Here is a 14,288-nt window from a genome sequence, read left to right on the forward strand (position 1 = left end):
CTCCTGTCCATAGATAGGAGTTTTTTTATGCGCATGATATGAAAGAAGGGTTAATGAATGAGAGGGGATAACAAAATCATTGCATGGGTTATTGTGGTCATACTTACTTTAAATGTATGTTTACCTATTTATGCAACACCAGTGGTGACACCAAGTGGGCAGAATCTTTCTTCTACTACTCAAACGCAGTTAAGAAGTATTGAAAGTGAAGTTAAAGATGCACTTGATCATACAACCAGCTATATATTGAATAAAGTCAAAAAGCCAACAGTAGGCTCTATTGGAGGCGAGTGGGCAGTTTTAGGCCTTGCACGTAGAGGGGTAGATGTCCCTAAGACATACTACGAAGATTATTACAAATGTGTAGTAGAAAAAATTAAGCAAGAAGAAGCAAAAGCAACAAGAAAATGGGGACTAAAAGTGACAGAAACCCAGAGACTTGCTATTGCACTTACAGCTATAGGAAAGGACCCTATGCATGTAGCAGGCATAGATTTAATAGAATACTCTTGGAATAAAGAAAAGAAAATGTCTGATCTACCTAAGGCACATCAAGGTTTAGGAGATAGACAAGGTTTAAATGAATTGGTATTTGGTCTTATAACCATAGATTTAAAGCAGTCTACAAGGCCTAAAGATGCAACGATTTCTCGTAATAGTATTATAGAAAAGATCTTAAAAGATTATAGAACAAAAGATGGAGGGTTTAGTTTAAGTAAAAATGGAGCAAAGGCGGATATGGATATGACAGCTATGACACTCCAAGCCTTAGCACCTTATTATAATCAGAAAAATTATGAATATGTAACAAAAGCAGTAGATAAAGCGCTTAAGCTTTTATCTCAGAAGCAAAGTAAAAGTGGTGGCTTTATAAGTGAGTATGGGCTTGTTTTAGGAGAAGGTATAGAGACATCAGAAAGTACAGCTCAAGTCATTGTAGCACTTTGCTCACTAGGTCTTGATCCTCAAAAAGATGCACGGTTTATAAAAAATGGTAAGAGTCCTATAGATGCTTTAATGGAGTATTATGTGAGTGGAGGCGGATTTAGGCATTTACGTGATGGAAAAATAGATCAAATGGCTACAGAGCAGGCTTACTATGCATTAGTAGCCTATGAGCGATTATTAAAAGGTCAAACTTCCTTATATGATATGACAGATATAAAGGTGTATAAGTAGAGATGAAACAAAAAATTAAAGTTTTGTTAGCTGTTTTAATGTGCCTCATCATAACATGGTTTCTAGGAAGCAAGGTATCTCATCAGAAGGTTTATACGCCGGGGCAAGTAGAATATAGCAGTCAATCTGAAACAGAACAGGTAGAAGAAGTAGAACGAGACAAGTATTTGACAGATCCTGTACCAGAAAATAAACCTAAGCCCGTTGAACCAGAAGCTATCACTATCAATAAGGAAAAATCTTTTAAAGTAAAGCTTTCTATTACCTGTGAAACCATATTAAATAATATAGATTTATTAGAAACTGCTAAATGGCAATTAGTACCGGAAGATGGTATTATCTTTCATCTACAAGAAGTTACAGCTTATGAGGGAGAAAGTGTATTTGATGTACTCTTAAGAGAAGTTACAAATGCTAAGATTCATATGGAGTTTGAGTTTACCCCTATGTATAACAGTGCTTATATAGAAGGCATTCATAATCTTTATGAGTTTGACGTGGGGGAGCTCTCAGGCTGGATGTATAAGGTTAATGGATGGTTTCCTAATTATGGGTGTTCCAGATACCAGGTTAAGGAAGGAGATGTAATCGATTGGGTATATACTTGTGATTTAGGAAGAGATATAGGCAATGTATATCTAGAAAAATGAATAAGTATTAAAACGATTTTAAAAGCGTAAGCGTGGAATGGGGTGAGAGTCCCCGCGATCGGGTCACTGTGATGCCGTAGCAAGCGGATAAGTCAGATACACACTAAAATCGTTTTACCAAATTGTTTCCCGGTTTAGACAATGGTGTAAGTAGAGGAGTAAGTGCGTCTATTTTCATGGGGAAAATAGGCGCTTTTTTGTTTGGGTAAATGTTTGAAATATAAAAATGATGTTTATCAATCTTAAGAAAGGAGTTTAAAAAAGTCATAGGTAGACATTATTTATTAATTTGTTTTAAGAAAGGGAGATAGCGAGATGAAAAAAAGTATTAAAAAATCAATAAGTAGATTTCTAACAATGCTTATGGCAGTTATGATGCTTAGTATAAGTGTTAGAGCAAGGCCAATGCCAAGTGACTTGAGGGTAGCAGAACAAGCAATGACTCAAATTAGGGCGACTGTAAGAATTGCTAATGAAACAGATCTACCAACATATCCTGTTGTAGAGCCAGTAGTACTCGATAAAGAGCACTTTAAAACTTTATTTCCAGTAGCGGATGGAGCAGTTCATCAATATCAAGATATTCCAACAGTTATGGATGCACTTTACCAATATTTATTGGATCAGGGGATACCTCTTGAAGAAGGGATTAAAATAGGTTGGGATATAGCAAGTAAAGTTAATGGTGCTTATATAAATGAATTTATTGGGACAGGAACAGAAGTAGTAGATGCGTATTACTCCTCTGTTAAAGGGCAATCTTATTGGAAGGGTTACTCATGGGGATTATATGTGAATGGAACGAAGACGGAGTTATATGCAAGTAATCTAATATTAAATGAAGGAGATATTATTGATTTAATTTACGAATATACAGAAGAATATTGGTAAAATGTAGCTTTTAAATAGATATACAGCTCCCATTAATGTATGTAGCTGTATATCTATTTAAGTAATAATAAAAATTTGTAGTATAGGTTTAAAGGGAGAAAGAGAGGGGAAAATGAATACTTTAAAAAAGAAAATAGCCAGATTATTAGTTCCAATATTGCTTTTGACTATACCTATAAGGCCATATGCACAAATAGTAGTAGATGAAAAGGCTGAAAAGGCTATGCAGCTTTTTAATGAAACGATGACGACAACATCTGGTGGCCTAGCTACTACTACAGATGGGGCTTATGGGTTAAACGAACGTATTCAAATTACAACAGATGGTGCTTATACAATTGATGAATTAATAGAGGGAATAGAAGGGTATGTAAGTCATTTAAATACAGAGGGAGAAGATGGAAGAGCACTTTTAGATTTATCACTTTATCCCTATGCTTTTAAAGCAGCGCATATCGATCCTACTCAATTTGATAGGAATGGAATAGGAGAAAGCTCCTATAAACATAGTGCAACAAGGTTACAAGGAAGCGAACCTCAAGCAGATATTGTCGGCAGAGCAGAGGCTATATTGGATGCTATTGCTTTAGGAGAGGATGCGAGTAGCTTAGTAGAAGATTTATTAAGTACGCAGACAGAAACAGGTTATTTTAAAGATCCTCAGGAGACAGTTAGGCTTGAAAAGGATGGCGTTGCGCAAGCACGAGCCATTTTAGCACTAGAAGCGTATTATGGCACAGATGTAGAAGTGGAGTGGCCTAATTATGAGGAAGGTAAAGACTATGGTTATGTAGGAGCACTTAAAAAAGTATTATCTATGCAGGGGGTATCAGGCGATTTTACTGGAGATGTTTTTAATACTATGATGCCAGGAAGATTTTCTTATCCAGAGAATAACAGATCGGCTACACAACTGATTGTAGGTTTGCTTTCAAGTCATATGGAAGATGAGATCATTCTTAAAGAAGATGGCACTACCCTAGGTGAGATTTGTCAAGAAGCAATCTATCAAGGATTAAAATTTATTAATTCAGGAGCCAATATAGGGTTACCTAATATTTATTATTCAATTCCTATGTGGATTGCCTTAGGTCAACCTGAAAAAATAGAAGAATATGAACTTTTAAATAAACTTAAGCAATATAGAAATGAAGATGGTAGCGGTGGCTACCGTATTTCGAGAAGGAGTGGTGTAAAGTGTAAAGAATATGATACGCAGCAAGTCCTTATTGCCCTAAGTGATTTAAGGGAAGGAGAAGTTTCTTGGAGACGTATTGTTACACCACAAGCTAAGTCTGTACGCTCTATCTTAGAAACACTACGTGGATTAGAGGTTCCCCATGTAACGAAGGTGGATATAGATTTGCCTACACAAGGGGTACAGGGCACTACGATTAGTTGGGAGAGTAACCATGAAGAAATTATTACGCCTGATGGAAAAGTGGTGCAGCCAAGTTATACGACACAGGTTACACTGACTGCAACCTTTACAAATGGTGACGTAGAAAAGCAAAAGACTTATGTTATCAGTGTAGAGGGGACTGAACAACCTAAAGAAGAAATCCTTTTAGGTAAGGTATTTGAAAGTTTTTATAATACTTATGGTAAAGATATTTCAAGTTTAGATTATAGAGGTACCTTTGTTCTTGCAAGTAGTAATCAAGATAACTCTGAATATACTTTGTATGACGTTAAAAATCATAAGGATGGAGACTTTACACAGTATACAGCCACAGATTATGCAGGCGTAATCATGCAGCTTATTTTAGAAGGAAAAAATCCCTACTATTATGAAGGTATTAATTATATAGCGCTATTAGAAGATTATTTACAAGTACACCCTATCCTAGGTGTAGATGATGAAGGAGCTTGGGCAGTTTTAGCTTTAGATGCAGCAGGGGCAAAAGTCTCACAAAAGCAAATTGACCAGCTTGTAGAGGTAATCCATAGTGAAAAAGCACCTTTAAAGGCTAAAGGGTTAAGCCTAGTTGCACTTATGCAGCATGAAGAGGAAGTAGGGGAGACAACATTAGATGAAATGATACGTATAGTGCAAGCTTATGAAGTGAGAACGGGGAGTGACGCAGGTACCTTTAAAGAGGGCGAAAACTTTGATTTGGAGACACATGCCTATGTTGTTATGGGGCTTGTAGTAGCAGGTGAAGATTTAAGTAGGGCACCTTATGTATGGGAAGAGAAAGATCCTATAGATATTCTAGGTAGAGAATTAGAGAGCATTAACCTTGCTAGGATCATTGCTTTAGGTGATTTAGTACAAGAAAGTAATATTTGGCAAAGAATGGATTTAGATGCTAATAAGGTTAAGAATTTAGGAGATAGAGTCAATGCATTACTTAAAACAGATTTAAGCATCTATGATCAATCCTGTGTAGAATCACTTAAACTAGCGTATGACAATATGAATAGTATCTTAGTGGTACAAGGTTCTATCAAAGGTTATGGTGAGCGATACTTTGCTTTACAACAAGCATTAAAGGATATGTTAGCAAGCACAAGTTTGAATGAGGAAGAACTTTATACACCTGAAAGTTATGCAGTCTATAAACAAGCTAAGGCAGATTTAAATGCATTATTTGAGAAAGAGGAGATAACAAGTCATCAATTAATAGAAGGTGTTCGGAATGTAATAGAGGCTTATAAGCAGTTAGAACTCAGAGATCCACAAGAAGATGTCGTACCTAAGATGTTTAGCCTAGAATTAGAAGGTATAGAAACAGTACAGAGGATAACTGCTGAAACTTCAATAGCTCAGGAAGAAGCTAAACTTATTTTAGATAAGACACTTAAGGGAATGGAAAAAGAGTATGGAAAAGATATTTCACGACAAGGCTATTGGGGTGTTTTTAGACTAGCAAGTGCAGGTGTTGATTTGACAGATTATAAAGTTTATGATGTGACTACTCATAAGAATGGTGATTTCGGCACTTATCAAGCAACAGATTATGCAGCTATTATTTTACAATTGGTGATTATGGGAGAAAATCCTTATAACTATAAAGGCATTAATTATGTAGAAAAGTTGCAGGCTTTAGAAAAAATAGGAGGTGTTTACGGACCTTATGCTAACAATATTTGGGCGTTGTATGCACTAGATGCAGCAGGTGCTACGTATAATGAGGCGCTCATTAATATTGTAAAAGATCAAGCTGCTGATGATACTTTTGATTTAGATATGAGAGGTTGGGCACTTATTGGTATTCAAAATCATAAAGATGTTGTTGGTCAAGCAGAAATGCAAGAGATTATTGATTCCTTCAAAGATCGGCAGGTACAAGAAGGGGAATACCGTAGTACCTTTGACCATATACAATACCAAAACCAAAATATTAATACCCATTCTTGTGTGGTAGCAGGGCTAGTGGCAGCTGGAGAAGATGTAACAAGTGAGAAATGGAGCATAGCAGGGCAAAATCCACTCGATATTATTAAAAAAGCCCAGTTAGACGATGGAAGATTTATAACAATACCTAATATGGATTTTAAGGATTTTGACAAAGACGCCATTATTGCACTAGGCACTATTGTCCAAGGAACAAATGTATGGCAAAGACAATATTTAACAAGAGCGCACTTAGATGGTGTGATAGAACAAGCAAAGCTGATTTTGGAGGGAGATGTAACTAGTTGTCCTAAAGAACAAGTAGAGGCTTTAAGGTGGACTTATAATGAAGCTATGAGGGTACCTGAAGGAAAGATTAAAGGGTATGGTGAGCATTACTTTAGACTCAAAGAACTTATAGAGAAAATGACTTCTCATAAACTTCCTTACTTTACAGATTGTGCACTTTATACAGCTGAGAGCTTTAAAGTCTTTGAAAATGAGGCAATGGCTCTTACTATTGTAACGCATAATGCTAATGCAACAGCTCATGAGATTTATGAAAGATGTCAAGCCATTATTCTAGCACATGAACAGCTTCAAGAGGTAAGTACGCCAGGGCCAGACCCAGATCCAGATGATAAGGAAATGATTACGGTTACCTTTGAGCTGATAGGTGACTCCGTTCATGAAACAGCAGATAAACATGTAGACTTTGAGACATGGATACCAGAAAGGTCAATTACTGTACCAGAAGGTTCTGTTGTATTTGATGTTTTCCATAAAGCGCTAAGTGAGGCAGGATTAAGCTATGATGAATCACAGCCGGGGTATATTGGAGGGATTCAGTCACCAAGAGGCGAATGGCTAAGAGAATTTAGTAATGGTATTCATTCAGGATGGATGTATACAGTTAATGGAGCCCATCCACTTTATGGTTTAAGGCAGTATCCAGTTTATGAGGGAGATCATATTGTGTGGCATTATACAGATGATTATATGAAGGAAGAAGACTCAGAACATTGGGGAAGTAATACAGATGGCGGAAATGTAGTAGGGCAATCTGCAACAGTTACGCTAAGACCTGTAAAAGTCCAAGGAGGTACAGCTTACTTTACCTTTGAATTTAATCAGAAAACACAGTTTATCAATCAACTTCAAAGTAACGATAAAGAAGATAGCCTAGCACAAATTAAAGTGGAGTTACCAGATGAAGCAGTAGGTATAAGTCTAAAATTACCAAGTGAAGTTGTAGAAGCTTTAGGTCAAACACAGCATACTACGTTGCAGATTGTAACAGAGTGGGCAACCTTTACATTAGATGAAAAGGCACTTAAGCAAATGGTTAAAGAGGCAGATGAAAAGGCAATTGATTTTACGCTTAAACAATTGCATCAAAAGGATCTAAGCCAAGAAATTAAAGAACAAATAGGTGAGGGTACTATCTTGGTCTTTAACTTACAAACAGCTCAAAAAGATAGTTTAAGTTTAGGAGAAGAGAAGATAGAAGTTGCTGTGCCTTATAAGCTTAAGGATACGCAAGAACCTGAGTACTTGAAAGTATACTGGGTTACAGAAGATGAGCAGTTACAGCTTATAGAAGGTAGCCTTTATGATGAAGATACCAAGACAGTTCTATTTAGGACCAGTAAATGTGGCGAATTTATAGTCCTTTATAAAGAACCTAAGGAAGAAGGAGCACCAGTTTATCTCTTTACAGATATTGAGACAAGTTGGGCCAAAGAGTATATCGAATATCTTATGGCAAAAGGTCTGATTAAAGGAAAGACAGAAACGACTTTTGCACCAAATGATTGGATAACACGCGCTGAGTTTGTACAGATTTTAGCTCATATGAGTCAAGTTGATTTAAGCTTATATACAGAAAGCACTTTTCAAGATGTTCAAGATATAGATTGGTTTATGCCTGCTGTAGCATGGGCGAAGGTAATGGGGATTGTACAAGGAAGCGGTACTTGCTTCAACCCACAAGAGACCATTACACGTCAGGATATGGCAGTGATGCTCTATCGCTATATGAGCCAGGTACAACATTATACTTGGGACAACGCTACAAAGAGAGAGCTTTTTGCAGATGATAAGGTCATTAAAGCTTATGCAAGAGAAGCTGTTTATGCTATGAAAGCAGCTAATATTATAGATGGTAGAGAGCATGGCAACTTCGCGCCATTAGCTCAGGCAACACGTGCGGAGGTAGCAAAAATGATAGCACTTTTATTACAGAGTTTAGAAGAATAACAGCATTAAAAAAATTAAGGCTTATAAAACTTTAGAGAAAAAACTTAAAACGAGTAGCCTTGGTAAAAAGGCTACTCGTTTTAAGCATAAGAAAAGTATAAATATTGACATTAAATTAAAATAATTGTAATATGGAGAAATGTTATAGGTGCTATTTTACATAGCTTAATAGGGAAACAGTTGAGAGTACTGTACGGTCCCGCCGCTGTAAGGGGGAGAGCTTATCAGAAAGGCCACTTTTGAAAGAAGGGAAGGCGATAAGTTTGATGAACCTAAGTCAGAAGACCTGCCTATAATGAAACACCATTAACTCTACGATGGATGGAGGGTGTAATGAAAGCGCATTAAGTCTAAAAAGATTTAATGGGCTTGATTTGCACGCGTCTCCTAGAAATAGGAGATTTTTTTATGACTAAAAAACTATAGGAGTGAAGAAAATGAAGAAGTTAAGCTTAGTTTTAGCAGGGATTTTAATGTGTGCAAGTCTAGTAGGGTGTAGTCAGCCCAAAGGAAGTGTCGATGTAGAAACTCAAATTGAACAAGTACAAGAGCATGAGAACATTCAAGAGAGCAAATCTGTACAAGAAGAGCATGAAAAGGGTTATGAAAAACTTATTTTAGCTGAAACAGATACAACCGTAACTTTTGTAGATGGAGAAGGTAATGAGAAAACCCTTACTAAAAAACCAGAAAGAACGGTTGTGCTGTTAAATTCCATATTAGATTTATGGTATTTAGTAGGTGGTGAATCTGTTGCACGTGTAAGTGGTGAGTCTAATGTACCACCAGAAGCTATGAATATTACAGACTTAGGGTCTTTTAATAAAGTAAGTATTGAAGCCTTACTTGCATTAGAGCCAGATTTAGTCTTAATGCATACAACGAATAGTCAAACACAATTTGCAGATATACTTGATCAAAATGGTATTGAATGGGTAGTGATTGATGCCTCAACAAAAGCCTATAGTGCTTTCCAAAATAATGCTTATATTTTCAGTAAGATACTAGGAACAGAAGATTTATTTGAAGAGAAAGTCATGCCTGTAGTAGAAAAATGTGAAGGGATTATAGAAAGAGCCAAGGAAAATAAAGAGCATCCTTCAGTAGCAGTACTTTATTCGACAAGCAAAGAAATTAAAGTAGATACAGATGATTCCTCTATAGGTGAAATGACAAGCTTATTAGGTGTAGAGAATATTGTAAAACCTGAAGATATAGTAGTTGAAGGTGAAACAAGAGTAGCTTTTAGCTTTGAGAAATTGATTGAAGCGGACCCGGATTATATTCTTATTAGTACGATGGGAGATGTAGAAGGGGTGAAAGCAAAAATCGCAAAAGATTTAGAGAGCAATCCAGCTTGGAATGCTTTAACAGCCGTACAAAATGATGAAGTACATTACTTACCAAAAGATTTATTTGTATACAAACCAAATGCGCGCTATGATGAAGCTTTTGCTTATTTGGAAGAGATTTTTTTGAGAAAGAAGCCAAATAATGAAAACGGATTTTAGAGATACACCTAGATACAAGGGAATGGTCCTAATAGGACTTATACTATTTGTCATTGTAAGTTTATTTATAAGTATTGGATTGGGTGCTTATAAAGTAGGGCCTATGGATATTATAAAGGCTATTTTTGTAGAGAAAAGTGGTATGAACCATAATATTATTTATAACATACGCTTACCAAGAACTTTTGTAGCTGGGTTAGTAGGGGTATGCCTAGCATTAGCAGGCGCTATTTTGCAAGGGATCATGAGAAATTCACTGGCTTCTCCAAGTACTATTGGGATTACATCAGGAGCAGGACTTATGTCTGTTATTTGCTTAGTTTTATTCCCACAATATGAGTATTTAGTGACGCCAGCAGCCTTTGTTGGAGCGGTACTCACAACGGTACTTATCTTTATACTCTCTTGGAAGGATGGGATTAATCCGCTTCGTATGGTGCTGGCAGGGCTAGCCGTTTCTTCTTTATTAAATGCTTTAGTAGATCTTATTTTGATTTTTTTTCCTGATAGGGTGCACAACACCTTAGGTTTTTCTATCGGGAGCTTATCGGTTAAGGCTTGGAATGACTTTAATAGGATTTGGCCCTATGCCTTAATTGGTTTTATAGTGGCTATGATACTCTCTAAAAAGCTTAATATCTTACTATTAGGTGATGAGATAGCAGGAAGTTTAGGTGTAAATGTGGAGAGGCTACGCGTTATTCTTATTTTATTAACTTCTCTTTTGGCTGCCAGTGCAGTAAGTGTAGTGGGGCTCATTAGTTTTGTGGGCTTAATTGTACCACATATTTCTAGAATTTTGATTGGGTCTGATTATAAATATTTATTACCAGCAAGTGCCTTAACAGGAGCGGGGGTACTTATGCTTTGTGACACTATAGGAAGAGTAGTTGCTGAGCCTATGGAAATTCCAGTTGGAATTATTATGGCAATAGTTGGTGTACCATTTTTCTTATACTTATTAAGAGGAGGGATTAAGAGTGCTAGAAAGTAGAAAGCTTACTTTAGGTTATGAACAGCATATGGTAATCAAAGATCTCTCTTTTTGTATTAAGCCACACACCATTACTACTATTATTGGGCCTAATGGATGTGGTAAATCCACTTTGCTTAAGGCTTTGAGCAAGAATAAGAAAATTGCTTCAGGGGATATTTTTATAGATAACCAATCTATTCATAGCTACTCCCATAAGACACTTGCAAAAAAGTTAGCGATTCTGCCTCAGTCACCTCTTGTGCCAGATGATTTTCTCGTACGAGACCTTGTAAGTTATGGAAGAAATCCTTACCTGGATTGGATGGGGAGATTAAAGGAAGAGGATTGGCGTATTATAGATTGGGCGATTAATGAGACGGGTATTACCCATCTTCAAAATCGTAAGATGTCCACTATGTCTGGAGGAGAAAGGCAAAGTGCATGGATTGCCATGGCATTAGCACAGCAAACTGAAATCCTGCTTCTAGATGAACCAACTACTTACCTTGATATTGCACATCAACATGAAGTACTTGAGCTTATTAAGAGAATTAATGATGAAATGGGCATTACTGTGGTTATGGTTCTACATGATATTAATCAAGCCAGTCGTTATTCAGATAGGATTATAGCTATGAAAGAAGGCTGTAAAGTTATAGAAGGAAGTCCAAAAGAAGTTATAACGAAAGAGATTTTAAAAGAGGTATTTGGGATAGATGCTAATATCTATGAAGAAGTATCCTATGGCTATCCTTATTTTATTGTGAAGTAGGATGTATCGTATAAATAAACCAGCCCCCCTTATTCATTTTGTCGAATAAGGGGGGCTGGTTTATAGGTATAATTTATTGTAGACCATGTTTTATTTAAATAAGGTATTGAATTTGATCTTTTCAGATACTACAGCCTGCGCTATTAAGGTATACGCTTGATAATGTTTGGATTATTAAACATTTATCCTAAAATCGCATAATCAATGAATTCAATACTTGGCTCTTTAGCTTCATGTTGCTCAAAGATGACGATTTCATTTTCTCCTTCTTTAAGGAGTCCACTTGGTACAAAGAGTGTTTCTTGTGGACCTACGTTCCAGTAACGACCAATATTGAAGCCGTTAATGAGAACAAATCCTTTTGTAAGGTTTTCAAATTTAAGGAATGTATCATGTGCTTCATCTACTGTAAAAGTAGCTTGGTAGAAGCAAGGTTTATTTGTTTTTTCTATAGTATCTTTAAACTCAAGTTTTGAAAGGTCTTTCATATCTAAATTGTAGACATCATAGCCAAAGTGGTAACAGCCTGCAATGGTTAAGCCGCCTACAAGACCTTTATAGTCTTTAAGTTGAGGACCATAGTTAATACGCCCCATATTTTCCACTAAAATATCTAAAGTGATACCTTCACTTGGAATGTTACGAGATAACTCTTGTTTTTCGCCACGTTTATAGACAGCTACTTCTTCATCATTAATGAAAATTTGAGCACGGTCATGGATTTGTGTTAAGTGAATACCTACATCACCACGAGGGCCCTCTACATGTGTACGATAAAGGATATAACCAAAGTCTTGATCATAGTATTCCATGTTTTCTGCCATAGCAGATTCTTTTTTAGTAGTAAGATTATTTAAATTGTCGAAAAGAAGTGCTTGTTTGGTAAAGTTTACTTTGCCGTATGCTTTTTTTGTTGTATTAGCAGGAATTTCATATGGAATAGGACCAAAGTGTTTTTCCATACACTCGCGTATAGCTAAGTAAGTTTCTGTAATATCACCAGCTTCTGTTAAAAGAGCACAGTAGTCATAACTTGTTGCAGTAGCTCCATAGCCTTGTGCATTAGCATCATTGTAGAAGTTGGCACCGTTATAGAAACCAAAGTTGGTACCACCGTGGAACATGTAGAAGTTAACATGTGCATTATGAGCAAGCATATCTTCAAAGACTTGTACGACTTCATGGCTCGGTCTTGTATGGTGAGGGACTTCCCAGTGATCGAACCAGCCATCCCAAAATTCCATACACATAACAGGAAGATCTGGTTGACGTTTTCTAAGTTGTGAGAAGTTCCAATCTGCAGCAGAACCAAAGTTAACTGTTTTGTACACGTCAGGAAGTGTACCACCTGTAAGCATATGGTCAGGACCACCATCAGAAGTAAAGAGCGTAACATCGACGCCACGGCGAATAAGACCTTCTTTAATATGATTTAAATATTTTTTGTCATCTCCATAGCTACCATACTCGTTTTCTACCTGAACGCCAATGATTGGTCCACCATTTGTACTAAGGTATGGTACAATTCGTGGGATGAATGCATCAAACCAGTCATCTACGTGTTTAAGGTATGGTTCATAGTAGCATCTAAGGACCATATTTTTATCTTTGAGAAGCCAAGCTGGAAGTCCACCGAAATCCCATTCAGAACAGATATATGGACCTGGTCTTAAAATAACAGCGAGGTCAAGCTCAGCTGCTGTTTGAAGGAAACATTCAATATCGAAGTGTCCATCAAATACAAATTTGCCTTTTTCAGGCTCATGAAGGTTCCAAGGTACATAAGTTTCAACCGTATTAAAGCCACAAGCTTTAAGTTTCATAAGACGGTCTTTATAGTCTGATTTTAAAAGTCTGAAGTAGTGAATTGCACCACTCATAATAGGTTGTTGATTGTCGGTTAGTGTAAGCATGATAAATCCTTTCACATATAAATGATGTATAATATAAAAATTTTAACCAATTATAGTATAATATATCATAAACTAATGTGTAAAACTAAATATAAATTTTTTGTAATTTTAAGTAGCTTAATTTATAAAAAATTAACGAAATCTGAATATATTTTGTAGGTAAGGATAAAAAAATAGATAAAAAGAGACTTATCTAAAAAGGTTTATATTTTAATTTTAGAAGTAAGAAGATATTTAAAAAAGAATTTGGAAATAAGATTATTAAATTTTTGTTAATAATGTATTTTAAAATAAATTATAAACTTGTTAAAATATAACGTTTAATATATAATTTGTATATAAAATTTACATATTAAAGAGGTGGAGTAATGGCATTATTTGTAGGTAAAAAAGATGCAAGAAGTATTGGAAATGAAATTGATAAAGTCATTCGTGAAATTGATCAAATTACACAATCTGATATTGATAGAACATGTGATAAAATTGACGCAGAGCTTAATTCATGTGGAAGAGAGTTAAGTAACTCGATTAAAACACTTCAACAAGTTAAGCCACTTTTAGACAGATTAGTAGCACAAATTGGGCAAAATGCACCTGAAAACATTCAAGTCTTAGTTCAATCTATTGCTCAAGAAATTGCATCAAAAGTTTCAACTTCTATGGATAACCAAGAAGAAGTAAGAAAAAATATTAAAGATGTAGATGTTTACACAAACGAAATTGACCAATTGACAGATAAAATTGATGCTTTAACCAATCAAATAGATGTTTTAACTGATAAACTTCAAGATTAGTTA

Annotated in this window: 9 protein-coding genes and 1 riboswitch; of the genes, 8 read left to right on the plus strand and 1 reads right to left on the minus strand. The window is 35.9% G+C overall.

Translation table 11 applies throughout. The features are described from left to right. The first annotated feature begins 57 nt into the window (after positions 1–57). From ACLTBU_RS09635 to ACLTBU_RS09665, 7 genes are all read left to right on the plus strand, one after another. The gene (locus ACLTBU_RS09635; protein WP_412218700.1) at positions 58–1,179 is read left to right on the plus strand and encodes a prenyltransferase/squalene oxidase repeat-containing protein; all 1,122 of its coding nucleotides are present in this window, start codon (positions 58–60) and stop codon (positions 1,177–1,179) included. A gap of 2 nt (positions 1,180–1,181) precedes the next feature. Continuing rightward, positions 1,182–1,829: a DUF4430 domain-containing protein gene (locus tag ACLTBU_RS09640; RefSeq protein ID WP_320650822.1), complete on the plus strand. Its 648-nt coding sequence runs from the start codon at positions 1,182–1,184 to the stop codon at positions 1,827–1,829. A 315-nt stretch (positions 1,830–2,144) separates the two neighbouring features. Continuing rightward, on the plus strand, positions 2,145–2,720 hold the full coding sequence (locus tag ACLTBU_RS09645) for a hypothetical protein (protein WP_320650823.1): 576 nt from the start codon (positions 2,145–2,147) through the stop codon (positions 2,718–2,720). Between the two features lie 112 nt (positions 2,721–2,832). Further along, positions 2,833–8,319, plus strand: coding sequence for an S-layer homology domain-containing protein (locus ACLTBU_RS09650; protein WP_412218701.1), 5,487 nt, complete (start codon positions 2,833–2,835; stop codon positions 8,317–8,319). A gap of 129 nt (positions 8,320–8,448) precedes the next feature. Further along, positions 8,449–8,628: riboswitch (cobalamin riboswitch) on the plus strand. Positions 8,629–8,756: 128 nt separating this feature from the next. Beyond that, the gene (locus ACLTBU_RS09655; protein WP_337527322.1) at positions 8,757–9,830 is read left to right on the plus strand and encodes an ABC transporter substrate-binding protein; all 1,074 of its coding nucleotides are present in this window, start codon (positions 8,757–8,759) and stop codon (positions 9,828–9,830) included. Next, entirely contained in the window at positions 9,814–10,824 is a 1,011-nt protein-coding gene (locus tag ACLTBU_RS09660) for a FecCD family ABC transporter permease (protein WP_249333967.1), read from the plus strand. Before ACLTBU_RS09655 ends, ACLTBU_RS09660 begins: the two co-directional genes overlap by 17 nt. Continuing rightward, positions 10,811–11,578, plus strand: a complete 768-nt coding sequence (locus ACLTBU_RS09665; RefSeq protein ID WP_412218702.1) for an ABC transporter ATP-binding protein — start codon at positions 10,811–10,813, stop codon at positions 11,576–11,578. The genes ACLTBU_RS09660 and ACLTBU_RS09665 overlap by 14 nt, the downstream gene beginning before the upstream one ends. Positions 11,579–11,760: 182 nt before the next feature. Here the strand turns inward: ACLTBU_RS09665 and ACLTBU_RS09670 are convergent, their stop codons facing one another. After that, entirely contained in the window at positions 11,761–13,491 is a 1,731-nt protein-coding gene (locus tag ACLTBU_RS09670; protein ID WP_412218704.1) for a glycoside hydrolase family 35 protein, read from the minus strand. 368 nt (positions 13,492–13,859) lie between these two features. Between ACLTBU_RS09670 and ACLTBU_RS09675 the strand changes: the two genes are divergently transcribed. After that, complete coding sequence (locus ACLTBU_RS09675) at positions 13,860–14,285, plus strand: hypothetical protein (protein ID WP_177669136.1); 426 nt, start codon at positions 13,860–13,862, stop codon at positions 14,283–14,285. Positions 14,286–14,288 lie beyond the last annotated feature (3 nt).

Origin of the sequence: Zhenhengia sp. (assembly GCF_046966505.1) — a bacterium.
Taxonomy (GTDB): Bacteria; Bacillota; Clostridia; order Lachnospirales; family Cellulosilyticaceae; genus Zhenhengia; species Zhenhengia yiwuensis.

Excerpts from the sequence above, each read along its gene's own strand:
- ACLTBU_RS09660 (WP_249333967.1), top strand. The coding sequence starts at position 9,814 with ATGAAAACGGATTTTAGAGATACACCTAGATACAAGGGAATGGTCCTA.
- ACLTBU_RS09635 (WP_412218700.1), top strand. The coding sequence starts at position 58 with ATGAGAGGGGATAACAAAATCATTGCATGGGTTATTGTGGTCATACTT.
- ACLTBU_RS09650 (WP_412218701.1), top strand. The coding sequence starts at position 2,833 with ATGAATACTTTAAAAAAGAAAATAGCCAGATTATTAGTTCCAATATTG.
- ACLTBU_RS09640 (WP_320650822.1), top strand. The coding sequence starts at position 1,182 with ATGAAACAAAAAATTAAAGTTTTGTTAGCTGTTTTAATGTGCCTCATC.
- ACLTBU_RS09645 (WP_320650823.1), top strand. The coding sequence starts at position 2,145 with ATGAAAAAAAGTATTAAAAAATCAATAAGTAGATTTCTAACAATGCTT.
- ACLTBU_RS09670 (WP_412218704.1), bottom strand. The coding sequence starts at position 13,491 with ATGCTTACACTAACCGACAATCAACAACCTATTATGAGTGGTGCAATT.
- ACLTBU_RS09655 (WP_337527322.1), top strand. The coding sequence starts at position 8,757 with ATGAAGAAGTTAAGCTTAGTTTTAGCAGGGATTTTAATGTGTGCAAGT.
- ACLTBU_RS09675 (WP_177669136.1), top strand. The coding sequence starts at position 13,860 with ATGGCATTATTTGTAGGTAAAAAAGATGCAAGAAGTATTGGAAATGAA.